The 25,314-nt window shown below is 71.8% G+C and carries 14 protein-coding genes and 1 pseudogene; 5 read left to right on the top strand and 10 right to left on the bottom strand.

The features are described 5' to 3' along the window. Positions 1-56: 56 nt before the first annotated feature. The 3 genes and pseudogenes from pabB to ACZ53N_RS18555 form a co-directional block, all read right to left on the bottom strand. Complete coding sequence (gene pabB, locus ACZ53N_RS18545) at positions 57-2,180, bottom strand: aminodeoxychorismate synthase component I (RefSeq protein WP_469141896.1); 2,124 nt, start codon at positions 2,178-2,180, stop codon at positions 57-59. Positions 2,181-2,214: 34 nt separating this feature from the next. After that, positions 2,215-4,119, bottom strand: a complete 1,905-nt coding sequence (locus ACZ53N_RS18550; RefSeq protein WP_469141948.1) for a type I polyketide synthase — start codon at positions 4,117-4,119, stop codon at positions 2,215-2,217. A 33-nt stretch (positions 4,120-4,152) separates the two neighbouring features. After that, positions 4,153-7,840: pseudogene (locus ACZ53N_RS18555) on the bottom strand (type I polyketide synthase); the annotation flags it as partial. 168 nt (positions 7,841-8,008) lie between these two features. Between ACZ53N_RS18555 and ACZ53N_RS18560 the strand changes: the two are divergent. Next, complete coding sequence (locus ACZ53N_RS18560; RefSeq protein ID WP_469141897.1) at positions 8,009-9,526, top strand: AMP-binding protein; 1,518 nt, start codon at positions 8,009-8,011, stop codon at positions 9,524-9,526. Between the two features lie 118 nt (positions 9,527-9,644). On the opposite strand, the gene ACZ53N_RS18565 is transcribed toward ACZ53N_RS18560, so the two are convergent. Together ACZ53N_RS18565 and ACZ53N_RS18570 are read right to left on the bottom strand one after the other, a co-directional pair. Continuing rightward, complete coding sequence (locus ACZ53N_RS18565) at positions 9,645-10,274, bottom strand: AfsR/SARP family transcriptional regulator (RefSeq protein ID WP_469141898.1); 630 nt, start codon at positions 10,272-10,274, stop codon at positions 9,645-9,647. 619 nt (positions 10,275-10,893) lie between these two features. Further along, entirely contained in the window at positions 10,894-11,787 is an 894-nt protein-coding gene (locus ACZ53N_RS18570; protein ID WP_469141899.1) for a polysaccharide deacetylase family protein, read from the bottom strand. Between the two features lie 145 nt (positions 11,788-11,932). On the opposite strand from ACZ53N_RS18570, the gene ACZ53N_RS18575 reads away from it, so the two are divergent. The 3 genes from ACZ53N_RS18575 (at position 11,933) to ACZ53N_RS18585 (ending at position 15,184) form a co-directional block, all read left to right on the top strand. Beyond that, a complete protein-coding gene (locus ACZ53N_RS18575; RefSeq protein ID WP_469141900.1) occupies positions 11,933-13,591 on the top strand; it encodes a carboxylesterase/lipase family protein in 1,659 nt (552 codons plus the stop codon). A gap of 199 nt (positions 13,592-13,790) precedes the next feature. Next, positions 13,791-14,255, top strand: a complete 465-nt coding sequence (locus ACZ53N_RS18580; RefSeq protein ID WP_469141901.1) for a hypothetical protein — start codon at positions 13,791-13,793, stop codon at positions 14,253-14,255. A 395-nt stretch (positions 14,256-14,650) separates the two neighbouring features. Continuing rightward, entirely contained in the window at positions 14,651-15,184 is a 534-nt protein-coding gene (locus ACZ53N_RS18585) for a hypothetical protein (RefSeq protein ID WP_469141902.1), read from the top strand. Between the two features lie 55 nt (positions 15,185-15,239). On the opposite strand, the gene ACZ53N_RS18590 is transcribed toward ACZ53N_RS18585, so the two are convergent. Continuing rightward, the gene (locus ACZ53N_RS18590) at positions 15,240-16,739 is read right to left on the bottom strand and encodes a carboxylesterase/lipase family protein (RefSeq protein WP_469141903.1); all 1,500 of its coding nucleotides are present in this window, start codon (positions 16,737-16,739) and stop codon (positions 15,240-15,242) included. 437 nt (positions 16,740-17,176) lie between these two features. Between ACZ53N_RS18590 and ACZ53N_RS18595 the strand changes: the two genes are divergently transcribed. Next, positions 17,177-17,953, top strand: coding sequence for a hypothetical protein (locus ACZ53N_RS18595; RefSeq protein ID WP_469141904.1), 777 nt, complete (start codon positions 17,177-17,179; stop codon positions 17,951-17,953). Positions 17,954-18,131: 178 nt separating this feature from the next. Here ACZ53N_RS18595 and ACZ53N_RS18600 read toward each other — a convergent pair whose 3' ends face one another. The 4 genes from ACZ53N_RS18600 to ACZ53N_RS18615 all read right to left on the bottom strand — a co-directional run bounded on the left by ACZ53N_RS18600 (position 18,132) and on the right by ACZ53N_RS18615 (position 25,274). Next, the gene (locus tag ACZ53N_RS18600) at positions 18,132-18,326 is read right to left on the bottom strand and encodes a hypothetical protein (RefSeq protein ID WP_469141905.1); all 195 of its coding nucleotides are present in this window, start codon (positions 18,324-18,326) and stop codon (positions 18,132-18,134) included. Between the two features lie 120 nt (positions 18,327-18,446). Further along, positions 18,447-20,522 (bottom strand): sensor histidine kinase, encoded by a 2,076-nt coding sequence (locus tag ACZ53N_RS18605; RefSeq protein WP_469141906.1) that lies wholly within the window; start codon positions 20,520-20,522, stop codon positions 18,447-18,449. Between the two features lie 116 nt (positions 20,523-20,638). Continuing rightward, entirely contained in the window at positions 20,639-21,307 is a 669-nt protein-coding gene (locus ACZ53N_RS18610) for a response regulator transcription factor (RefSeq protein ID WP_469141907.1), read from the bottom strand. Positions 21,308-21,410: 103 nt separating this feature from the next. After that, positions 21,411-25,274, bottom strand: a complete 3,864-nt coding sequence (locus ACZ53N_RS18615) for an amino acid adenylation domain-containing protein (RefSeq protein WP_469141908.1) — start codon at positions 25,272-25,274, stop codon at positions 21,411-21,413. Positions 25,275-25,314 lie beyond the last annotated feature (40 nt).

A 25,314-nucleotide genomic window follows, 5' to 3' on the forward strand; every position in this document is an offset into this window, starting at 1 on the left:
CTGCCGCCCCGCATGCTGTTCAAAGAAACGTGACGCGGTCCTGTGACCCGCGTGATTCATGAGCGCGTGCTGCGTGAAGGGGCCGGCCGGTTACGGGGCATCGGCCTGCCCGCCCGGTCCAGCAGCCCGTGCGCCCGCACCAGTGCCTGTCCCTTGAGGAGCACTTCGTCGAACTCCTCGTGCGGGTCCGAGTCGAGGACGATGGCACCTCCGGCACCGATCACCGTGCCCGTGCCGGTGGTCACCGCGGTGCGGATCACGATGTTGAGGTCCGCGCCGCCGCTGAGCCCGAAGTAGCCGATGGTGCCCGAGTAGATGCCCCGGCCCTCCTGCTCCAGCCGGTCGATGATGGCCATCGTGCGGACCTTCGGGGCGCCCGTCATCGAGCCGCCGGGGAAGCACGCCCGGACGCAGGAGACCGGGTCCACGTCGTGCCGGAGGCGGCCGCGGATCGTGGTGACCAGCTGGTGCACCGTCGCGTACGACTCGGTCACCATGTAGGCGGGGACCTCGACCGAGCCCACCTCGCACACCCGGCCCAGGTCGTTGCGGAGCAGGTCGACGATCATGAGGTTCTCGGCCCTGGTCTTGGCCGACGCCGTCAGTGACCGGCGGAGCGCCTCGTCACTGGCCGGGTCCGTGCCCCGGGGCGCCGTCCCCTTGATCGGTTTGCTCTCCGCGATCCCGTCCCGGTCGATCCGCAGGAACCGTTCCGGGGAGGAACACACGACGCTGACGTCACCGTGGCGCAAGAAGGCACCGTAGGGAGCGGGGTTGAGGCGGCGGAGCAGGAGGTGGTAGCCGAGCGGGTCCGGCAGGGCGGGCAGCCGGATCCGGTTGGTCAGACAGATCTCGTAGCTCTCCCCGCTGTTCAGCTCGTCGAGACAGTCCCCGATGTCCTTGACGTACTCGGTGCGGGCACGGGCGAGGTCTCCCCCGTCCGCCGGTGCCGTGGCGGCGGCGTCGGGCGGGCCGGCCGGTGTGCAGGCCGGCAGGGAGCGTGCGCGCAGTGCCGTCTGCTCCACCCAGGCGCGGGCACCGTCCAGTGCGTCGGCCCCGGGCGCGCTCACGGCCACGACGTAGGTCTTCTCTTCGAGGTGGTCCACCGCGATCAGCCGGTCGGCGAAGGTCCACACGGCGTCCGGTGTCTCGGCCGTGTGGACGTTCGGGCTGCCGCACTCGGCCTTGAGCTCGTAGCCGAAGTAGCCGACGTATCCGCCGTTGAAGTCGAAGGGCAGGTCCGGTGTGCTGAGCCGGCGGGCCCGGAGCCGTTGTCGGAGCACGTCGAAAATGGTGCCGGGCTCGGCCCGCTCTCCGGTGGAGTCGCGGACCGCCACCGCGTTCTCCCCGGTCCGGTAGGTGAGGGTCTCGGCGAGGGGGCCACAGTCGTCACCGAGGAAGGAGAACCGGGCCGCGCCGGTGCCGGGCGCGCTGCTGTCGAGCCAGAAGCTGTTCGCGCTCGTGGAGTACAGGGTGGTGAACAGCGCCGCGGTGTCCACGGCCCGGTCGATGACCTCGACGACCGGCCGGAGTTCCGGGGCGGCGGGCGCGTTGTCCCGCGGCAGGGACCGGTGCGGCTGCTTCGACGGCGCGGGGGCGTAGTCGCCTCCGACGAGCTCCGCGAAGTTGCGGAGCAGTTGGGCCCCCCACTCGCTCGCGATGGACTCGGGGTGGAACTGCACTCCCCAGCGGGGCAGGGTGCGGTGCCGCAGCGCCATGACGGTGCCGTCCTCCGCCCAGGCGGTGGCCTGGAGGTCCTCCGGCAGGGGTTCGGTGACCCGCAGCGAGTGGTAGCGCACCGCGACGAAATTCTGCGGCAGTCCCTCGAACAGGTCGCGTCCGGCGTGCCGGACCTTCGCCAGGTGGCCGTGCCGGGGCGTGCCCTGCACCACGTGTGCGCCGTGGTGGTGGGCGATCGCCTGGTGCCCCAGGCACACCCCGAGGACCGGTACGTCCTCCCAGCGCTCCAGCACCTCCTGGCAGAAGCCGAGGTCGGCCGGTTGCTGGGGGCGGCCCGGGCCGGGCGAGATCACGACGCAGTCGAACATGGCCGGGTCCAGTTCCGGCCAGGACGGGTCGTCGTTGAGGAGGACCGTCGGTTCCTTGCCGTACACCTCGGCGAGGAGCTGGAAGAGGTTGTAGGTGTAGGAGTCGTAGTTGTCGATCAACAGCACACGCATCGAGCGCCTCCCTGTCGGGTGCGGGCGGGGTCGGCTACTCGCCGAGCTGGTCATCGATGAAGTCGAAGACTTCTTCCAGGGAGGCCGCCGAGCGGAGTTGCTCGATGGCCTCGTCCCCCCTGCCCGGCTCCGGGCCGAGGTCCGGTGCGACCGCGTCCGCCGCTGCCCCGCCCTCGGCATCCCGCGCCGACGGTGCGTCGGGCAGGAGGAGCGTGCGCAGATACCCGCGGAGCGCGTCGGGGGTGGGGTGGTCGAAGACCAGCGTGGCCGGCAGGCGCAGCCCCGTGGCGCCGTTGAGCCGGTTGCGCAATTGCAGGGCGCGCAGGGAGTCGAATCCGATCTCGACGAACGCGCGCCGCTCGCCGACGGTCCGCGGGTCGTCGTAGCCGAGGACGGCCGCGACGTGGCCGCGGACCAGGGTCAGCAGCTGGGCGTCCTGTTCGGCCTCCGGAAGGCGGGCGAGACGGTCGGCCAGGGAGTCGCCGCCGGGCTCGTCCTCGGTGCGGACGGTGGCGCGCCGGACCGGGGTGCGGGCGAGTCCGCGCAGCAGGGGCGGGATGTTCTCGGTGTCGCCGCCGCCGAGGGCCGCGGTGTCCAGGTGCAGGGGGAAGACGACGGGGGCGTCGGTGGCGCGTGCGAGGTCGAACAGGGCGAGGCCCTGGTCGTCGGAGAGCGGCCGGATGCCGGACCGGGCGATGCGTCGCAGGTCCGTCTCGCCCAGAGTGCCCGTCAGTCCCGACTTCGCTCCCCACAGCCCCCAGCCCATGGACACGCCCGGTGCGCCCGCGCCGCGGCGGTGCTCGACCAGCGCGTCGAGGAACGCGTTCGCCGCCGCGTATCCGCCTTGTCCGGCGTTCCCCAGCACACTCGACACCGAGGAGAAGACGAAGAGCGGCACATCGGATCCGGCCGTCAGCTCGTGCAGGTGCCAGGCCGCGTCCACCTTCGGACGCAGCACACGGTCGACACGCTCGGGCGTCAGCGAGCCCAGTACACCGTCGTCCAGTACGCCGGCCATGTGCACCACGGCCGTCAGCGGGTGTTCCGCCTCGATCGACGCCAACGCGCCTTCCAGTACCGCGCGGTCCGCCGCGTCTCCCGTGACGATCCGCAGCTCGGCGCCTTCGGCGCGCAGCTCGTCCACGAAGGAGGCCACGCCCTCACCGGAAGCCCCCGACCGGGACACGGCCACGATGTGCCGCACCCCGTGCGAGACCACCACATGCCGGACCAGCATCCGGCCCAGCACCCCGAGGCCGCCGGTCACCAGCACCGTGCCGTCGGCACGCCAGAGCGGAGCGCTGTGGGCGGCCACCGGTGCGACCCGCGCCAGGTGGGGGGTCAGGAAGGATCCGTCGCGCACCGCGACCCGGGCCTCGCCGCTGTCCACGGCCAGGGGGAGCGCGGGCAGGGACGTACCGAGCACGTCGAGGTCCACCAGGGTGATGCGGTCCGGGTTCTCGGACTGGGCCGAGGCCACCAGCCCCCACACCGCGGCGAGGGCGGGGTCGGGCACGGAACCGGGCGTGGGCGCGACCGCGCCCCGGGTGAGCACCACGAGGCGGGAGCCCGCCAGCCGGTCGTCGGCCAGCCAGTCCTGCACGGCGGTCAGCGTCCGGTGGACGGCTTGGTGGGCCGCGGTGGCCAGGTCGGTGTCCCCGGCCGTCGCCGGCTGTGCGAGGACGACGACGTCGGGCACGCCGCCGCCGGCGTCCAGGCTCGCCCGTAGGGTCGTGAGAGCGGTGTGGTGCTCGTAGCGGACGCTCCGCGGGGCGAGGGCGCGCTCCGCGTCGGCGGCTTCGGTGCCGATCCAGGCCCAGCGCGCCGCGTCGGTGGCGCGGGGTTCGGGCCGCGTCGCCGGCCGCCACTCCAGGCGGAGCAGCGAGGTGCCGGCCGAGGCGGCGGCCCGGTGGAGGGCCTCGGCGGTCACCGGGCGCATCCCGAGGGTCGCGATGGACAGGACGGGACGTCCGGTGGGGTCGGTGGCGGTGACGGACAGCGAGTCGGGTCCGGTGAAGCGGATCCGGGCCCGCAGCCGGTCGGCACCGGTGGCGTGCAGGGCGACGCCGCTCCAGGAGAACGGCAGCCGGGTCACGGCGTCGTCCGGCGCCGCGGCGGGCAGTCCGACGAACGCCGCGGCGTGCAGCGCCGCGTCGAACAGGGCGGGGTGCAGTCCGTAGGGGGTGGAGTCGCCGGCGCTCTCCGGGAGCTCGACCTCCACGTAGATGTCCCCGTCGAGGCGCCAGCAGCGCCGGAGCCCCTGGAAGGCGCCACCGTAGTGCAGTCCGCTCTTGGCCAACTGGCCGTAGCAGTCGTCGAGTTCGATTTCCTCGGCGCCGGTGGGCGGCCAGGAGGTCGGGAGGTCGTCGACGGGGTGGTCGCCGCGCGTCAGGGTGCCGTCGGCGTGCCGCGTCCACGGTTCGTCGACGCCCGCGTCGTTCGCCCGCGAGTGCAGGGTGACGCTGCGCCGTCCGGACTCGTCCGGCCCGCCGAGGGCCAGCTGGACACGGACCGTGTCCTGTTCGGGCAGGATCAGCGGAGCCTGAAGGACCAGCTCCTCCAGCACCTCGCAGCCCGTCAGTCCGCCGGCGTGCAGGGCCAGTTCCACGAGCGCCGCACCCGGGACGACGAGGACGTCGGCGACGCCGTGGTCGGCGAGCCAGGGGTGGGACCGCGCGGACAGGCTTCCGGTGAACAGCATCCCGCCGTCGGCCAGGGGGACGGCGGCACCCAGCAGGGGGTGGTCGACGCCGTCCAGGCCGGCCGCCGCCATGTCCGCCTGCGGCGGGGCCGCGTCCTCCAGCCAGTAGCGGCGCCGCTGGAAGGCGTAGGTGGGCAGGTCCACCGGGCGGGGGGCGGTGTGGTCGAACGCCTGCGACCAGTCGACGGCGATGCCGTGTACATGGGCCTCGCCGACCGCGGTCAGCAGCCGTGCCATGCCGCCCTCGTTCCGCCGCAGCGATTCGAGGGTCAGGACGCCGTCGGTGTCCACGTCGTCGGCGGTCTCCTGGATGCCGACGGTGAGCACGGGGTGCGGGCTCATCTCGGCGAAGCCGCTGTGGCCGTCGGCGAGCAGACGGCGGACGGTGCGGTCGAACTGGACGGTCTCGCGGAGGTTGGTCACCCAGTACTCGGCGTCGAGGACCGTGGTGTCGATGGGCTCGCCGGACACCGTCGAGTAGAACGGCACGCTCGCCTGCCGCGGCTGGATCCCGGACAGCTCCGCCAGCAGGGTCTCGCGGATCTCCTCGACCTGCGCCGAGTGCGAGGCGTAGTCCACCGGTATTCGCCGGGTGCGCACACCGTCGGCGGTGAACGCCGCCATGGCCTCCTCCAGCGCCACGGGGTCACCGGAGATGACGACGGACCGCGGTCCGTTGACCGCCGCGACCGACACGGCGCCGCCCCACGGCTGGATGCTCACCCGCACCTGGTCGACGGGGGCGGCGACCGAGACCATCCCGCCCCGCCCCGACAGCACCCGGATGGCCCGGCTGCGCACGGCCACGATGCGGGCCGCGTCGTCCAGGGAGAGCGCGCCGGCGACGTGGGCCGCCGCCATCTCGCCCTGCGAGTGCCCGATGACCGCGGAGGGCTCCACCCCGAAGGACCGCCACAGCGCGGCGAGGGAGACCATCACGGCGAACAGCGCCGGCTGCACGACGTCGACACGGTCCAGGGACGGCGCGCCGGACTTGCCCTGCAGGGCCTTCGTCAGCGACCAGTCCGTGTGCGGGGCGAGGCTCTCGGCGCAGGCTTCGATCGACTCCCGGAACACCCGCGAGGTGTTCATGAGTTCGGCCGCCATCCCCGGCCACTGGGATCCCTGGCCCGGGAACACGAAGGCGAGGCGGTCACGGGTGGTGGCGGAGCCCGCCGCCACGTGCTCGTCGGCGTCGCCGGGGTCGCCGTCGGCGAGGCCGGCCAGGCGCGCCATGGCCTCGGCCCGGTCTCCGGCCACCACGACGGCCCGGTCGGGCAGCGCCGCCCGCGTGGTCGCCAAGGAGTAGGCGACGTCCGCGTCCGGTGTCTCGGGGTGGGCCTCCAGGAACTCCCGGATCCGCCGGGCCTGGGCCCGCAGACCCGCCGCTCCGCGCCCCGAGACCAGCCACGGCAGGGGACGGGCGTCGCCGTCCTCGTCGGACACCGGCTCTGCCTCGGGCCGCGGTTCGGGCTCCGGATCCGCCTGCTCCAGGATGAAGTGGGAGTTCGTCCCGCCCACTCCGAACGAGGAGACGCCCGCCCGGCGCGGCCGGTCGATCTCCGGCCAGGGCCTGGCCTCGGTCAGCAGCCGCACCGCACCGGAGGACCAGTCCACCATGGGGGTCGGCTCGCTGATGTGCAGGCTGCGCGGCAGCGTCCCGTGCCGGAGGGCCATCACCATCTTGATCACACCGGACACGCCGGCCGCGGCCTGGGTGTGGCCGATGTTGGACTTCAGCGATCCCAGCCACAGCGGCCGGTCCGCCGGCCGGTCCCGGCCGTAGGTGGCCAGCAGCGCCTGGGCCTCGATCGGGTCGCCCAGCCGGGTGCCGGCTCCGTGGGCGTCCACGACGTCCACGTCCGCCGTGGACAGGCCCGCGTTGGCGAGCGCCTGACGGATCACCGCTTGCTGGGCCGGGCCGTTCGGCGCTGTCAGACCGTTGGACGCGCCGTCCTGGTTGACGGCCGATCCCCGTAGCACGGCCAGCACGCGGTGGCCGTTGCGCCGCGCGTCGGACAGCCGCTCCAGCGCCAGTACGCCGACGCCCTCCGACCAGCTGCTGCCGGGCCGCGTCCGCCGAGAACGACCGGGCCCGTCCGTCCGGTGCCAGACCGCGCTGGCGGCTGAACTCGACGTAGCCCCAGGGCGTGGACATCACGGTGGCGCCACCGGCCAGGGCGAGCGTGCACTCGCCCTTGCGCAGCGACTCGGCCGCGAGGTGGATCGCCACGAGGGAGGACGAACAGGCGGTGTCGACGGTGACCGCGGGGCCTTCGAAGCCGAAGGTGTAGGCGAGGCGGCCCGAGGCCACGCTGGGCATGCTGCCCACGACGCGGTAGCCCTCGGCGCTCGGCGGTACCTGCCGGATCCGGGCTCCGTACTCGCTGTACATGAGGCCGACGAACACACCGGTCCGGCTGCCGCGCAGCGTGGTCGGGTCGAGCCGGGCCCCTTCGATCGCCTCCCACGCGGTCTCCAGCAGCAGCCGGTGCTGGGGGTCGATCGTCACCGCCTCGCCCGGGCTGATCGCGAAGAAGTCCGCGTCGAAGTCGGCCGCGTCGTAGAGGAAACCGGCGTGCCGGGTGACGGTCGTGCCCAGGTGGTCGGGGTCCGGGTGGTACTCGACGTCCCAGCCCCGGTCTTCGGGGAACTCGGAGATCGCGTCCGTCTCCGAGCGCACGAGCTCCCACAGGTCGTCCGGTGAGCGCACTCCGCCGGGCAGTCGGCAGCCCATGCCGACGATCGCGATCGGCTCGTCCACGGCCGCGCCGCCCGGACCGGTGGTGGGCTCAGGAGCGGCACCCCCGCCGGCCAGCAGGCCGCTGATGTGCCCGGCGAGCGCGTGGGGCGTCGGGTAGTCGAAGACGACGGTCGCGGGGAGCGCGATGCCCGTCTCCTCGGCATCCCGCAGTGCCGTCGCATCGTCGCCGACCGCTCTTGATGGTTTCTTGAACACAACTTGGCTGCGGCCGATCGAGGCTTTCTGGATGAGGACCGGGAGTGCCAATATGGGCGACTGACGCGATGGCGCGGCCTCGGGCGACCGGAGCGTCCGCCGCGCACGGGGCGCGCAACGCCCCCGTCGACTCGCCCCCTCTCCCGGTACTCCCGTCGGAGGACACTGATGTTCGTTCCGCTCACCCTGGCCGACTTCCTCGATCGCGCCGAGGCGACCGCCGCCGACCGCACCTCGCTGGTCGACGAACCGCACCAACCGGCCGCCGCGGTGCCCACCGCCACGTACGGCGAGACGTCGCGGCGTGTCCGGGCCTGGCAGGCCGGCCTGGACGCCCTGGGGATCGGCGAGGGCGAGCGGGTCGCCGTCGTCACCGCCAACTCGGCCCGGCTGCTGGAGCTGCTCTACGCGGTGCCGGCGAGCGGCCGGATCTGCGTGCCGGTGAACTACCGGCTCACGCCCGAGGAGATCTCCTACATCCTGCGCCAGTGCGACGCCTCGGTCGTGTTCGTCGATCCCGACGTCGAGGCGGTGCTGGGCTCGGTCGACGTGCCGAAGCGGTTCGTCCTCGGCGAGCAGACCGAAACGGAGGTCATGCGCTTCGACGTCACCCCCCGCCCCTGGTCACGACCGGACGAGAACGCGGTCGCGACCATCAACTACACCTCGGGCACCTCCGCCCGCCCCAAGGGCGTCGCGCTGACCCACCGCAGCATCTGGCTCAACGCGATGACCTTCGGCGTCCACGCCCGGATATGGGAGGGGGACGTCTACCTCCACACCCTGCCCACGTTCCACTGCAACGGCTGGGGCGTACCGTTCCTCCTCGCCGGGCTGGGCGCGAAACAGGTGCTGCTGCGCCGGATCGACGGCGCGGAGATCCTGCGCCGGGTCGAGGAGCACGGGGTGACTCTCGCCTTCGGCGCTCCCGCCGTATGGGACTCGGTGATCCGGGCGGCGCGGAGCTGGCCCGGAGAGATCCCCGGGCGCGGGCGGATGCGCGTGGTCTGCGCGGGCGCCCCCGTCAGCGAGCGGCTGGTCTCCCAGGTGGAGAACGAACTGGGCTGGGAGTTCCTCCAGGTCTACGGCCTGACGGAGACGACACTGCTCACCTTCAACCGGCGACTGCCGGACGCCCCGGGGCCCGGGGGGCTGACGAGGGCGGGCGCACCCGCCCTGGGCGTGCGGCTCGGGACCGGGCCGCGGGGCGAGGTGCTGGCACGCTCGAACATGGTGCTGGACAGCTACTGGCGGGACGAGCAGGCCGACGCGGCCGCGGTGCGGGACGGCTGGTTCCACACCGGCGATGTGGGTTCCTTCGACGACGAGGGTCACCTGGTGCTGTCCGACCGGGTGAAGGACGTCATCGTCACGGGCGGGGAGAGCGTGTCCTCGGTGGAGGTGGAGGACTGTCTCCTGGGCCATCCCGCGGTCGCCGAGGTGGCCGTCATCGGCGTGCCGGACGAGCGGTGGGGCGAGACCGTCAAGGCTCTGGTCGTGCCCGCCGCCGGGGTCCGCGCCACCGAAGAGGAGATCATCTCCTACTGCAAACAGCGGCTGGCCCGGTACAAGGCACCCACCTCGGTGGACTTCCGGGACGTCCTGCCCCGCACCAGTAACGGCAAGGTCCAGAAGGGCCGGCTCAGGGAGCCCTATTGGGCCGGCCACGACCGGCGGATCCACTGAGGGCGGTCCCGTGCCCGCGGCCGGACGACCGGCGACGCGACGTGGCGGCGTTCCCGACGGGCGCCGTCAGCGTTGCAGACAGGTGGGCGCCGTCAGTGTTGCAGGCAGACGAGCGCCGTCAGCGTTGCAGACAGGCTTGCCCGACGGACTCGTCACGCAGGATCCGGGCGAACAACGCCCGCAGCTCCCGGCCGGGATCCACTCCCAGTTCCTGGGCCACGGTCCTGCGGATGCGGTTGTACACCGCCACCGCCTCCGCCTGGCGGTCCACCTCGCACAGGGCGACCATCAGCAGCCACCCCAACCGTTCGCGGGTGGGAAACTTCGCGCTGAGCGCGGCCAGCTCGGCGACGGCGGTGACATAGTCCTGCCCCCAGGCCAACTCGGCTTCCCACAGGGCCTCCAACGTCGCGAGGCGCAGTTCCTCCAGCCGCGCCGCCTCGCATACGGCGGGCTCGTAGTCACCGAGGTCGGCGTAGGGCGAACCGCGCCACAGGTCCAGGGAGTCCCTGAGGATCCGGCTCGCCTCCGGGTAACGGGCCTTCCGCAGAAGCTGTCGCCCTTCGCGCAGCAGGCACTCGAAGCGGCGGGCGTCCACCCGCTCCGCCTCGACGGCCAGCAGATACCCTTGCGGCTCCCGCCGCAGGATCCGGTTCCGCCCCCAGGGCGGACAGCCCGGCTCCAGTTGACGGCGGAGGTGGGAAACGTAGCTGTGGAGACTGGCGACCGCGTTGCGCCCGCCGGCCATATGGCCTCGGTGAGCCGGTCCGTTCCCACCACCTGCCCGGGGGCCAGCAACAGCGCCGACAGCACGGCGCGCTGCCGGGCCGGTCCCAGCGGGAGGGGCCCCTCGGCCGACGACACCGACAGGGGTCCGAGAATGTTGAAGGATAAGTCGGCCGGCAAATTCACAACGGATTTCACAAGGGTCACGTACTCTCCTGAAACGCTGGTTGTCAATGGCCACGGGTTTGCCCCGCGATGAACGGCCCGTTTGATGCGAGGGTGCGAAAGGTTCGCGGCCGCGTCAGGTACCGGGAGGACGATCACGGGCCGCCGCCCGTGTTACCGATACATTGCATATGAGCCATTTGTAGATCATGGCGGGATGCTTGCACACCACTTTCTATCCGTCCAGCGCCCCACAGCGGACTAGCAAAACCCCCAGCAGCGGCACCACTCGCTATAGGCCAAGCCGCCCGCATGGCGGGCCACCACCATGTTTGATGTCTTGATTCCCGCATTGACCTCGGTATTTCCTTCGCGCGCGGAATGCCGCGCACCGCCCACGACAAGGAATGGGGCCCTGAAGAGCGCGCGCATCTCGGCCATTCACGCAGACGACGAGAGCGCCCCGATCCGCTCGGTCAGACGTAGTCCTCCAGCCGGGCCAGGGCCATGCCCTGCTCCGTGACCTTCCGCAGAACCAGCCTGAGCATGTCCGTCATGCTCCCGCCCCACTGCCGGGGGCCGTTGAAGTGGGTCAGGATGATGTCGCCGGGGTGGAGCTTCCGGTCCGCCCTGCGGTACTCCAGCCGGTTCGGGAACGCCTCCTCGCTCCACAGGGGAGCGACACGGACACCGCATTCACGGGCGATCTCCAGCGTGTCGCGGTCGAATTCGCCGAACGGCGGGCGGAAGAGGGCCGGGCGGACGCCGAACTCACGCTGGACGATGTCCTGCTGTCCGCAGATCTCCGCGCGTTGCTCCTCGGGCTCCAGCCGGGTCAGCTGCGGATGGGTGAGCGTGTGGTTGTGGATGGCGTGCCCGCGCGCGTGCAGATCGCGGTAGTAGCCGTAGTCGTCCCGGATGGCGGAGTCGGTGACGAAGGCGCTGAAGGGCACCCCGAGTTCGCTCGCCATCGCCGCGAACTGCGGGTCCTTCTCCGTACCGTCGTCGATCGTCAGGAAGACGACCTTGTCGGTCGTGGGTATCCGGGTGATGGCGGGGATCAGGCCCGGCCCGCGGAAGAATCCGCTCGGGGTCTCCAGTGCCGGTTTGACCGTGGGCGGTGACGGTGCGGCCAGCGGCGGCCGGGCCAGTCCCCACTTCGCCGCGGCGACCGCCCGCTGCTGGGGGGTCAGCAGCCCACCCGCGTCGGCCGCCAGTCCCCCGGGGCTGCCGTCCTCGGATACGAGGGTACGCAGATCGATCGTGGAGCAGACGGCTCCCGCCACTATCAGAAGCAGCACGGTCACCAGCCGCGAGGGGCGGCGCCGTGGCTTCCCCCGGCTCGCGGGTGGGGGTGATATGCGGTCCATATTCTCGGATCCTGACACCACACCAGTGCCCCTGCCTCCCAGGGCACCCATCAGGACGACTCCCCCGGCACCGCGGGCGCGCCGGCCCGCGAAAGCCCACGCGACCCGCGTTTCCCTCCTCCTCGCGAAGTGGTATGACCCAGGCATGGCCGCCCAAGGATGCCGAAAGCCCGCCAGAACAGCGTTCCTCACCCGGGCACTCGCCGGGCTCATCGGACTCGTGGGCCTCGTCGGGCTCGTGGGGCCCGGCCACGCCGCCCCGGCGGCGGACCGCACCGGGGCGGCTGACCCCGCCGTCGTGGTCACGACGAACGGTCCGGTGCGCGGCACGGTCACCGACCGGGGCCGGTCCTTCCTCGGGGTTCCGTTCGCGGCCCCGCCGGTCGGGCGGCTGCGGTGGCGGCCTCCGGCCCCACCCGCGGCGTGGGCGGAGGTACGGGACGCGACCCGCTACGCCGAGGGCTGCGCCCGACGGCCGAGACCGCTGCTCGGCGATGCCAGCACGACGAACGAGGACTGCCTCCATCTGAACGTGTTCACCCCGCCCGAAGGCGGTACGGGCAAGCCGGTCCTGGTGTGGTTCCACGGGGGTTCGTTCGTCTCCGGATCGGCGGCGGCCTACGACGCCGCCGATCTCGCGCGGGCCGGGGACATGGTGGTGGTCACCGCGAACTACCGGCTGGGGCCCTTCGGCTATCTCGCCCACCCCGCGCTGACCGCCGAGTCCCCGGCGGCGGGCTCGGGGAACTACGGGCTCCTGGACCAGGGGGCGGCGCTGCGCTGGGCCGGGGAGAACGCCGCCGCGTTCGGCGGCGACCGGGCGAGGGTCACGGTGGCGGGCCAGTCCGCCGGGGGCCTCAGCGTCTGCGCCCATCTGGTGTCCCCGCGGTCGCGCGGGCTGTTCGCACGGGCCGTCGTCCAGAGCGCCCCGTGCGCGCTGCGCATCCGTGACGCCGCGGCCGCCGAGTCCGCCGGGCGGACCTTCGCGGCGGGGGCCGGCTGCCCGGGAGCGACCGCCCCGGTCCCGGCGTGCCTGCGCGGGAAGCCCGTCACCGACATCCTCGCCGCGCCGGACGCGGGCAGTCCCACCGCGTGGTCCCCGGTCTCCGGCACCCCGGTGCTTCCCACCGCGCCGGCCGATGCCATCGCGGCGGGTGACCACGCCGAGGTGCCGGTGCTGATCGGCGACACCCTCGACGAGGGCACGATCACCTCGGCGGTCCTGGAGTCGGAGGGCACCGAGCTGAACGCCGTCTCCTACCCCGTCCTGCTCGCCGCCCTCTTCGGCGTCGACGCCGCCCGTGTCGCCGCGCGCTATCCGGCCACGGCGTACGGCGGCGACCACCGGCTCGCCTTCGCGGCGGTCTTCCGCGACGCCGTCTTCGCGTGCCCGACCCGGGCGACCGCCCGCTGGTTCGCCGCCGCGGCACCGGGCCGCACGTTCGCCTACGAGTTCGCCGACCGCACCGCGCCCAACCTCTACACGCTGCACCCCGACTTCCCGCTGGGTGCCTACCACGGCGCCGAGATCCCGTACCTCTTCACCTACCGCCGGGGCGGCGTGGAACTCGACCCGGCCCAGCGCCGCCTGTCCGAGGCGATGACGTCGTACTGGAGCCGTTTCGCCGCCACCGGCGAGCCGGGCGGCGGGGCGGCACCGCCCTGGCGCGCGACCACCGCCGCCTCCTACCGGCCGCTTTCGCTCGCCCCCGACGCCATCGCGCCGCGCCGTGACTTCGGCTCCGCCCACCAGTGCGACTTCTGGGACGGGCTCCCCCGGCCCGCCGCACGCCCGGTGCCGTGACGGGACCGGGGAATCGCACCGCGGCCCGTGCGTCGGCCGGGCGGGAGCGTCACGGCAGCGCGCGTTCGCCCGAGCGAGTGATATATCGCTGCCCGGTGACGGCGAACGGCGGCCCTCACCCACCGGACGCGCGACGATGCCCGGGCGGGGCCTTTCGGGACGGGCCCCGCTCCGACCGTTCCCCTTGCGTGGAGGTGCCGTGTACACCACCGAGCTAGCCGCCAAGACCCTCGAACCCACCGCCGTGGAAGACCAGTTGGCCGAGGACTACGCCAGCGTCCTCGACGTCGTCTCCCGCCTCGAGCAGGCTCTGCGGGACGGCGCGTGGCGCGGCGTCCGCGACGAACTCGACCAGCTCGTCAGCGCCGCCGAGGACATGTGGTCCACCCTGTCCGACCCCGACCTCGATCAGGGCGAGGACCCGTTGGACGTCGGCCGTCCGTTCATGACACCGACGGCGGACGCCGCGACGGTGCGCCAGCTGATCGCCGTGTACGCCCAGCCGCACCCGGTCGGCCGGATGCTCTACCCGACGAGCCTCATCGCCGACCCGCAGCTGCGCGGCGCGGTGGAGAACGAGAGCGCGCAGGGCTCCCGGCAGACAGTGGCGGATCAGGAGGAAGCGGCCCCGCGGCTCCTGGAACCGGCCGCCTCCCCGGTCTGACCTGCGGGCAGGTTCCTGCGGTGGGCTCTTCGCAGCGACCTGTCCGGCAGGACCCCCGGTTGACCGCCGGCGGGTCCGACGGGGCTGCGCGGCAGCCGGACCCGCCCCCTCGGCCGTCCCTGCCGACGGGGCTCCACCGGTGTCCGTATCGGCGGGACACCCCTCGAGGGAATGGCGCGCCGTAGCCGCCGCCCGTTCGGAAGGCGAGGTGTGACACCGTCGGTCGGCGGATCCTGAACATGCGACCGGCACATGTCAAGCCAACTCGTGTAGGGCCCTCGGCGGCGCACCATCCGTTCCACCAGCCCCGGAAGCCATATCCCCCCTCGTGCGGTTGGCCGGTCCTGATCGGTGGGTGCAGACGGGCGGGGCGTTCCTTCTTACGCTCACCGGCCATGAGCAGATCCGTGCTGAGCCGACTCAGCCTCTCCGCGACACTTGCCCTGGTCATCGGCCTTGCCGGCCTGAGCCAGTCGGCCACCGCCGCCGAAACCCCGGCCCTGACCGTCACCGCCGACAAGCAGTCGGCGACGCCGGGTTCGTCGGTCACGCTGACCATGACGTTCACCAACGTGCAGACCACCGACGTGCAGTTCGTCTACCAGACGATCCACCCGACCTACGACACCACCAAGGGCGGGCTGAAGTACGCGTTCACCTCCTGCACCGAGGAGGGCAAGCCGTGTGACGCCACCCGGCCGCTGAACTACACCGTGCCGATCGCGCCGGGCGCCACCCGCACCGTCAAGCTGACGTACCAGGTCGCCGCCGACTCGACCTGTGGCACCAACAAGGCGATCGGCTTCTACTCGTACCTCTACTACGAGTTCGCGGCGGGACAGAGCACGAAGGACGGGATATTCCCGACCGGGCTCACGAACGTGCCGTGCGCGACGAACCCCACCCCGGCAGGGGCCGGCCACCAGTGATCCGGTAGGTCGCCGCCGGGTCGGAGACGACCCGGCCGGCTGCCGGGCCGAAGACCTACGGCAGGTCGAAGGGGTCGAAAGCGTGACCGTGCCAGATGCGCCGGGACCGCTCCTGTGGGTAGGGCGCCGTGCGCACCTCCGCGTCGAGCAGCCGGGTCAGCCGCCGGTCCGCTCCGTGGAGCGGCCACCCGGGGTCGCCGTCCCGGGCGAACGCCGCCCAGGAACCCCGGATCTCCTCCGCGAGACCGAGCGCCTCGGCGGGTGGTTCCCCCTCGCCGATCAGTAGCCGGCCCGCCGGGCTGTCGAAGGTACCGAAGAGCAACGGTACGTCGACGGCGTGGCTCGCGCCGAGGGCGCCGCCCAGCGCCGGTGAGGGCCAGCACAGTTCGTACAGATGGGACCTGCCGCCCGCGGCCGTGTGCGCCTCGGCCAGGTACAGCGAGGGCATCCGGAAGAGCATGTCCGAGTACACCAGCTCGAACAGCTCCTCCGCACCGGCGTCCGGGTAGGCGGTGCGGTACGCGCGCTCCGCGTCGGGCCCGGGGCCGAGGGTCCGCAGGGCGGCCGTAGCGTCCTCCTCGGTGATCTTCCCTGAGCGTCCGCTCGTGACCAGGAAGAGCCGGAACTCGTCACGGGTATGGCCGGTCAGCAGGGCGACATCGCTCGCACGGCCGTCCGCGAGCGCCCGCCAGGGCACGTCCGGCAGCACCTCGCCGTCCACCACCGGCGCGAACGGGGCTCCCACGCTCGCGACGCGGCCCCACCGTTCGGCGTGCGAGGGGAGTTCACTCATGAGCACGTCGACCTCATCGGCCAGCCGCTGCGGGTCGACGGCCGAGAGCGCGCCCGCGGTGGGTTGCGTGCCGAGCCGGGCGGCCAGCGCCGCCGCGATGTCCTCCGCGAGGGCGGGGGTGCAGTAGAGCCACGGGACGCTCTGCGCGATCGCCCGCCCGAAGAGACCCGCGGCCGACGGCATGGCCAGCAGCGTCGCGATCGACCCGGCCCCGGCCGACTGCCCGCAGACGGTGACCCGGTCGGCGTCGCCCCCGAAGCCGGCGATGTTCTCCCGCACCCAGCGCAGGGCCGCGATCTGGTCGAGCAGACCACGGTTGGCCGGGGCTCCGGAGAGCTGGGCGAAGCCTTCCGCACCCACCCGGTAGTTGAACGTCACGATGACCAGCCCCGTGCGGGCGAGCAGCGCGGCGTCGTACAGCGGATCGCTGGAGGTGCCGGAGAGATAGGCACCGCCCTGGAACCACACCAGCACCGGCAGCCGGGCCGCGCCCGGGTCCGGGGACCATACGTTGACGGTCAGCCAGTCCGTGCCGGTCGCGTTCCCGGGTGGCCGGGCCGGGCCGGCCTGGGGCGGCGGCGGGCCGAACTCCGCGGCTTCCCGCACCCCGTCCCAGGGGCGCGGCGGCCGCGGTGCGGCGAAGCGCAGGGCGCCGATCGGGGGCCGCGCGAAGGGGATGCCGCGGAAGACGGCGAGGTCGTCCGCCCACCGTCCGCGTACCGGGCCACTGACGGTAGGCACCTCGGGTCCTTTGTCGCTCATCGGCAGCTCCCCGTGAGAACGGCTGTACGAGGCCACGGCCCCGCCCGGCTGTCCACGGTACAAGCCCGCGGGGCGGCGCGGTCGCGAGGGGTGCCGGAAGCGTGCCCGCGCACACGAACTTACGCTCCGTCAATATCCATCTGTTTCAGGCCCGTTCGTCATACAGGCAACATCCCGCTGCGGTCGGCACCACATCGCCTTCCTTCACCTCCGGCCTGTGTTGACCGCCCACCGGCGCGTCAACGCTCTTACGGAAAGGACTCCCCAGGAGCCGTCGGCCGTCAGCTTCGTGATGCACGCCGCCCCTCTTCTGTGAAGTCACATGCGTTCTTGCGAGATTTATGGGGAAGCTAACAGCCAACAGCGGCACCCTTAGGCTTCCGCGCAGCGGACACACGAAGGCACCCGCAGTGGTCCGGCAGAGAGAGGACGAATACGTGGCAGCCACATTCGGTACGCACGACGGCATCGAGACGACCCTCGAGTTGTTGCGAACAGAGCTTCCCCAACTGGAGAAGCACCAGCAGACCCTGGAGACGGACCTGGCAGTGGTCACCGAGCGGCTGGAGTCGGTCCGGCTGGCCCTGCGCAGTCTCGAGGCTCTGGCACCCGCCCCCCTGGCGCGGGTGGCGACGGCGGTGCCTTCGGCGCCTTCCGGCTCCCCCGATTCCGTCGGGGAACAGGGCTCCGAGGCCGCACAGACCCCCGCGCCCGTCACCCCGCCGCGGCAGGCCACGGAGGAGAAGCCGCAGGCCACACGCGGAAAGAAGGCCACCGGCGAGGCGAAGTCGGCCGCGGGCAAGGCGACCGGCGGGCGCAAGCGCACGGCGTCCACCGCCGAGGGCAAGGTGCCGCGCCCGCGCGTGGCGAAGAAGACCGTCGCCGCGAAGAAGCAGCCGGCGAAGAAGACCGCCGTGGTGAAGAAGGAGGCCAAGGCCGCCGCGCCGAAGGACGTTTCGGCCGGTGCGGGGAAGGCCACGCAGGAGACGCCGGCGGAGCAGCCGAAGAAGCGGGCCAGTGGGCTGACCAAGGATGTCGTGGCTCATCTGGCCAAGGCCGGAGCCCCGGTCAAGGCCCGTGAAGTCAACCTGGCGCTCGGCCGCGATGACACCAATGGCAGCATCAACGCCGTACGCACCTCACTCGAACGGCTGGTGAAGGCGGGCCAGGCACACCGTCCCGGCCGTGGTTTGTACCAGGCGACGACCGGCTGACGGTGACGCGCCGAGGCCCGGGCCGACGCTAGGACGTGTCCGACGAGTCTTCGGCTGCGGGCCGTCGTTGCCGCCTGCGGCGGCGAGCGCCCTGCGGGCGCGTCCTCAATCGCCGGACGGGCTGCATTTGCAGCCCGTCCGGCGATTGAGGACACCGTCGCGCAGCGACGGTGCGCCCCTAGGACTTGGGGCCGGGAAAGCGGGCCGGGCCGGGCTTCGGGCCCGGGAACGCGGCCTTCGGCCCCGGGAAGCGGCGGTCCTCGGCGGAGCCTCTTCGGTGCCTGGCCCACGGCACCGCGCACAGGGCCGCGAGGGCGGCGAGGACGCCGAGCGTCTTCATGACGGGAAAGGTGAAACCAACACGTGCAGACATCGGTTCGTTCCTTGGTTGTCGTGCGTCGTCCGCGACGGCCCGTCCCCCGAGTACGGGCCGTCCTGTCACCGACGACTCTCGCGCTCCCGTTGTCCCGGGCACATGGGGAGGCGGTCCCGACTAGGGCCTGGTCCCGGCTCGCCGGCCGGTGGGGCTGCGGGGGAACACGGCCCGTACGACGGTGCCGTCGGCTGTGCTCGTCAGCGTGAACCGGCCGCCGAGCTCCTCGGAGCGCTCCGCCATCGACCGCAGTCCGACGCCTTGGTCACGCTCGTGCTCGGGGATTCCGACGCCGTCGTCGCGGATCTCCATGGTGACGGCCTCGGACGTCACCCCCACCGAGGCGTGGGCGTGGCCGGCCCGGGAATGCCGTACGACGTTGTTGAGGGCCTCGGCGGCGATACGGTAGACCGCGACCTCCACGGCGGCCGGGAGCTTGGGGAAGGGATCGGGTTCGAGGGCGACGGTGATGCGCAGCCGCCGTCCGGCGAGGTGCTCGCCCAGCTGCCGCAGGGCGCGGGGAAGGTCGGCGCCGTCGAGGGCGGCGGGCGCCAGGCCGTCGGTGATGTGCCGCAGTTCCTCGATCGCCCGCCCGATGCCCGCCGATACGGCCCGCAGCGGCTCCGAGGCCCGCAGTTCGGTCCGTATGGCCGAGTGGACGGCGTCGACCTGCAGCCGCAGTCCGGAGAGTGCCGGGCCGAGGCCGTCGTGGAGGTCGTGCCGCAGCCGTCTGCGTTCCTCTTCGCGCGCCATGACGATTTTCTCGCGGCTGGTCTGGAGGTCCTTGTACAGCCGCAACGAGGCGATCGCCGGGGCGCCTTGATCGGCGAGGATCTGTACGGCCTCGCGGTCCTGATCGTCGAGGACGAGCTCTCCGGGGCGGGCCGGCACGAGCAGATACCCGATGTCGTCGCCTTGGTGGACGAGGTGGAAGACCTCGCTTTCCGGGCCGGTCTCGCCGAGTCGCGCCAGCTCGCGCGGCCCGCCCCGGGTGACGACCACGAGCCGGGCGCCGGGCAGCTTCAGGGTGTGGACCACGGTGTCGCACAGCAGCCGGGGCGCGTCGTCGGGGTGGGGCGCCGTGCCCAGTCGGTCGGCCAGCTCACGGACCGCCTGATACGGCTGGGCGCGTTCGCCGTAGTAGTAGTGCTCGGCCACCCGGGTGGCCCAGCGGGCGGTGGGGCGCAGCAGGGCGCCCACGATCAGGGCGAGCAGGGCCAGCAGTTGTGCCTCGGCGGTCAGGGATCCCGGCGAGAGGTAAGAGAGGAAGGCGCCGCCCGCGGCGTAGGCCAGGAACATCACGAAGGTCAGCAGGAGGGCGGTCAGCACGCGGCGGGCGGCCCGGTCGAGGGCCCAGGTGCGGTCCCGGACGTGGACATAGCCGAGGGCCACGGGCCACAGGACGGCCGGGACGTAGAAGGCGGCGAGCTTGAACTCGTAGGCGATGTCGGCGTGGAGATGGAGGTAGCCCGCGGCGACCCACAGGAGGTAGGGCACGACGAGGATCCAGTAGGCGCGGCGGCCCTTCGGGGTGCGGCGCCAACGGACCGCCATGATGCCCAGGCCCACGGCGAGCATCAGTGAGGGGACCCAGGCGTCGGCGGTCCCCATCCAGGGGGTGAGCCACCCCTCGACGCGCGCCCAGCCGCCGTGGTCCAGCGGGGTGGGCCGGTTGTACCAGGTGGAGCCGGGCAGGGCGAACTCGTAGTACTGCTGGAGAACGCTCCAGACACTGACGAGCACCACGCACGGCATGCCCCAGTGCCGGGGCAGGCGTCCGTCGGGCAGCCAGAGCGGCATGCCGTAGACGACGACACCGAAGAGGGAGAACGCGATCATCTGGACGACGATCACGGCGGTGTAGGTCACCGAGTCGACGTGGGCCAGGACGGCCAGGACGGAGATCGCCTGCCCCAGGGCCAGGACGCAGCCGGAGACGAGCAGGAGCCGGCCCACCGCCCGGCCGGAGCGGCGGGCGACGAAGGCCATGCCGTTCAGGGCCAGTCCGAGCCCGACGAGGACGTTGACGGAGGCGTAGCCGGTGCGGACGTCCCTCAGCCGGGGGTGGCCGAGGTGGGTCAGCGTCACGACGGCCCACACGATCCCGGACAGCATGGTGAGCACGCTCACCGCGTAGGCGGGCAGCATGCCGGGGCCCGAGCTCGGCTTCTTCCGCGTCGTGTGGTCCGTGGGCATCCGGGCCCTCCTCGCCGCGTGGGGCGCTGACCTTCGATCCTTGTGTGCGCGTGGTCCCGGGCGCATGGGGCCGGTGTCCCGTTCCGGCCCCGGGGCGCGGTAGGCGGGCAGCCCGGTCAGTCGTCGTCGCCCAGGCCCACGTCCCTGGCCCTGGCGACGGCTTCGGCACGGGAGGTGACCTGGAGTTTCTCGAAGACGTGCGTGACGTGGTTGCGCACGGTCTTCTCCGAGAGCACCAGTTCGCGGGCGATGTGCCGGTTGTCGAGGCCCCGCGCGATCAGTTCGAGCACCTCGGACTCACGGGAGGTGAGGGCGGGGAAGAGCATTTCCGCGTCGCGGCGCCGGCTGCCGGAGAGCAGTTCGGTGAGATGGCCGGCGATGTCCGAGCCGAAGACGGCGCCGCCCGCGGCGACGGTGCGCACCGCGTGCTGGACCTCGTCGGCGCCCGCCCCCTTCACCAGATAGCCGCGGGCCCCCGCCTGGAGGGCGGCGAGCAGACTGCCGTCGTCGTCGGACATGGTGAGCATCAGGACGGGCAGCTGGGGGTGGAGTTCGGCGAGCTGACGTGTGGCTTCGATGCCGGAGGCGTCCGGCAGGGAGAGGTCCATGACGACGACGTCGGGACGGTGCTGTGCCACGGCGTCCGGTACTTCGCCGACGGTCTCGGCCTCGGCGACGACGACGGCCCCGCCGGCGATCTCCAGGGCGACCTTGAGCCCCGCGCGAAAGAGTGGATGATCATCGACGATCAGAACGCGGGGCACAGATCTGTCTTCTTCACTCACGAATCGACGCTATCAGCTCCTTTTGGCCGCCCATATCCTTTTCGCCTGCGTCACGATCGTCTCGCACTCGTACGGCCGCGCCGTCACACCCTCCTCGGCTGTGTCACACCTCTTCGGCTCCCAGTCGGCGTCGTATCGCCCGCACCAGCTCGTTCACACCCGGGTCCCTGAGGAGCCCGTAGTGGTCGGCTTCGAGGTCGACGAACCTCGGGGCGGCCGACGCGTACCCGCTGCTGTTCTCGATGAACGAGTAGTCGTCGCCGTCGGCCTTGAAGACCGTCACCGGGGCGTCGATCGTCCGCTCGGTCAACTCGTCGAAGCTGTACTTGAATTCATAGGTGCGGCGCACGACGTCGACGATCCGCTTGATCAGCGCCCGGTCGAGGTCCGCGAACCGGTCACCGATGAAGGAGAGGAAGCTCTCCTCGTCCTCGGTGGCCCGCAGGCAGTCCTCGAGCGCCGGGCCGGTGGCGCGGCCCGCGAAGACCGAGAAGAGGATCGCCACGAACGCCTTGTTGCGGTAGGTGGGCTCACCGCCGTGCGCGGACTCGTACTCCGCGCGGAATTTCGGTGACCCCGGCGCTATCAGGAAGAGGTTCTCCACCCGGTCACCGGCCTGTTCGAGCCGGTAGGCGGTCTCGAAGGCAACCCGCGCGCCGAAGGAATAGCCCCACAGCGTGTAGGGGCCCTCCGGCTGGATCCGCTTGACGGCCGTGACGTCCGCCGCCGCCATCTCCTTGATGGTGGGGTACGGGGTCTCGCCCTCGTTGATGCCGTGCGCCTGGACTCCGTAGAAGGGCCGGTCGATGTCCACGGCCGCGGCCAGCGGCCTGAGGTTCATCGCGTAGCCGCCGAGGCCGGGCCAGCAGTGGACGGGGGGCCTGGTGCCCTCGCCCCACAGCCGCACCAGGCGCGAGGAGGCCACCGAGGACACGGCGGCCGCGTCGTCGACCCGCCGGGCGAGCTCCTCGACGGTCGGATGTTCGAACAGGATCTGCAACGGCAGCGCGCTCCCGAACTCCTTGTTGAGTTTGTTGATGAGCGCGACCGCTGTCAGCGAGTTCCCTCCGGACGCGAAGAAGTCGTCCCGTACGGAGACCACGTCCCGCTTCATGACCTGCCGCCAGATACGGCTGATCCGCTCCTCGGTCCTCGTCCGCGGCGCGACGAAGGGGCGTTCGGCGGTCTCCGCGTTCACCTTCTCCGACGCGGCCAACGCCTTGGCGTCGATCTTCCCGTTGGCGGTGAGCGGCAGCCGGTCCATGACGACGACCCTGTTCGGCAGCATGTAGTCGGGAAGGAAATTGACCAGATCGTCCTTGATGAGCTCCGCCGGCCCCTTCATATGGACGATGTCCTCCTTCATGCCTTCACTGCGCGTCTGCTCCTCGCTCACCCGGCCGCCGACGAAGAAGTAGGACGCCCCCGTGTCCAGCCCCAGACCGGTCAGGATGGCTTCCATACGCTTCGCCGACGGCAGATCGTCGCCGCTCCTGGAGCTGTACCCCGAGGACATGAAGCCGAGGCCGAGGTCGTTCATCTGCAGACGCTGGAGCTTCCTGCCGAGATCGATGTAGCCGCGCCAGCCCCGGCGGTCCCTGTTGACGACGGTGATGCCGAGGGCCGACCGCTCGTGGACCCGCTGGTTGATGGCGATGACGTGCTTCTTCAGGACGATCTCGTCCGAGATCCGCTCCAGGTCGCCGTCGCGGTACCGGTACAGCCCCGTCGGCATGTCGGACACCTTGCCGGGGTGGGTCTGGATGTAGATCTCCAGGGAATCCTCGCCGGGCCGCGTGGCGTCGTGGGGAACCACCTCGAACGTGCCCAGGCAGTAGTCCTCCTCGGCGCAGTCGAGACCGTCCTTCACGGCGGGGGTGCGGCCCAGGGCCCTGACGTCCAGGCCGTACGCGGGGAGGACCTCCTCGAACAGACCGATCATGTGGCCGGTCTCGATTTCGAGGACCTCTTGGATGTTGTTCTTGTAGACCGGCTCGATCGCCGACTTCTTCCCCACGAAATGGAGCTTGACCCGCGCCGTTTCCTCACCGGTCGTTTCGCGCATCAGCACCAGCCGGTGGTGCACGGGGTGGTAGTAGTAGCACCCCGGCCGCACGCCGCCCACCCCGTTCAGTTCGATGTACAGCTGGGTGGCGTACAGCGAACCGGGGGACGCGTAGCCGTACTTCGGCAGCAGCCGCTCCGCGCTCAGGTACTGGCCGAACCAGCGCAGGATCTCGCCCCATTCGGCGAGGGTCAGACTGTCCGGCTCCCGGGGGGCCGCAGCCGTGCCGCCACCGCGCAGAAGGCGCAGGATGTCGGCCTTCCGGACGTCACCGCCCTCGAAGAAGCGGTAGGTCTTGCGGGCGAACACCCGGCGCCGCTGGTCGGGCGTCGGTACCGCGCCGGGCAGATCGACCGTCGTCCTGCCACGGAGTTCCGCCTCGTCCCGGCAGCCGCCGTTCGCCAGCTGGGCCTTCACCTGCAGTCTGCTCGCCTTCGACTGGTGGTGGGCGCCGTGCCGCCCCTGGTCCATGAGCGCCGCTTCCTTCGGGCTGAGCTCGACGCAGGCGATCAGATTCTGGAATCCGGTGCGGGGGTCGTCCTTGACGACGACCGCGGCGTTTTTGACCCAGTCGTGGTTCTCGATCGCCAGCCTGATCTCGTCCAGCTCGACCCGGAAACCCCGCAGCTTGACCTGGTTGTCCGCCCGGCCCGCGAACTGGACCGTGCCGTCGGCGTTCCAGCACGCCAGATCGCCGGTCCGGTACAGCCTGGCCCCCGGGTCGTCGGTGGTGAACGGGTCGTCGATGAACCTGTCCGCGGTCAGCTCCGGCCGGTACAGATAGCCGCGTGCGAGCTGGGCGCCGCCGATGTACAGCTCACCGGTCTCCCCCGCGGCCACCGGGGCCCGGTGGGCGTCGAGAATGCGGTAGTGCGTGTGGTGCACGGGGGTGCCGATCGAGATCATGTACGAGCCGCCGTCGACGGAATCCCGGTCGACGGTGAAGGCCGAGGTGTTGATGGTGCATTCGGTCGGCCCGTACAGATTGACCAGCTCGCACTTCGGGAACGTCTCGAGGCAGAGCCGGGCGAGGTTCTTGGACAGGGCCTCGCCACCGCTGAAGATCCGGGTGAGCGAGGTGAGCCGCGCGAACCCGTCGGTGTCCAGCAGTGCCTGGAGCAGCGTCGGCACGCATTGGAGCGTCGTCACCCGGTGTCTGCCGATGGCCTCGATCAGCCCCTCGGGGTCCCGGTACACGCCGGGGCGGCCCATGACGACCCTGCTGCCGCAGCTCGGGGCCAAAATCTCCCACTGCGCCGCGTCGAAACTCATCGGGGTCTTCTGCAGGACGACCGCGTCCCGGTCCAGGTCGCAGACGGCCTTCATCCAACGCATCTGATTGACGATGGCGCGGTGTTCGATCATCACTCCCTTCGGTTTGCCCGTGCTGCCCGAGGTGTAGATGACGTACGCCAGGTCGTACGGGCGCGGGCCGGTGGCGAGGGCGCGGCGCGCGGCCGCGGCCGCGGGTGATCCCGCGAACTCCAGCACGTCCGGCGGGGTGACGATCGTCGTGCCCTTCGGCGCCAGCTCCGCCAGCCTGGGTGCGAGCTTTTCCTGGGTGACGATGACATCGACCCGGGCGTCTTCGATCATGTACCGCAGCCGTGCCTCGGGGTACTCCGGTGACAGCGGCAGATAGGCGGCTCCGGCGAACAGGATTCCCCAGGCGCCCGCCATCAGTTCGATCGACGGCTCGACGAATATCCCCACCCGGTCGTCGGGGGCGACGCCGAGATGTCGCAGGTATGCCGCGAGGTCCGCGCTTCTCTCCGCGAGCTCGCGATAGGTCAGGCTGTCCCCCTCGTCGACGACCACGGCCGTCCGGTGGGGGTGCGCCTCCACCGCCTCCTGGAAGAGGCCGGTGAGGCACTGGTTACGGGATGTCTGTGTGGTGGGCACGACCGTCTCCTCGGGTGGGGTGCCGCGGGGGCACCGAATC

Source organism: Streptomyces sp. NPDC033229 (assembly GCF_055576875.1).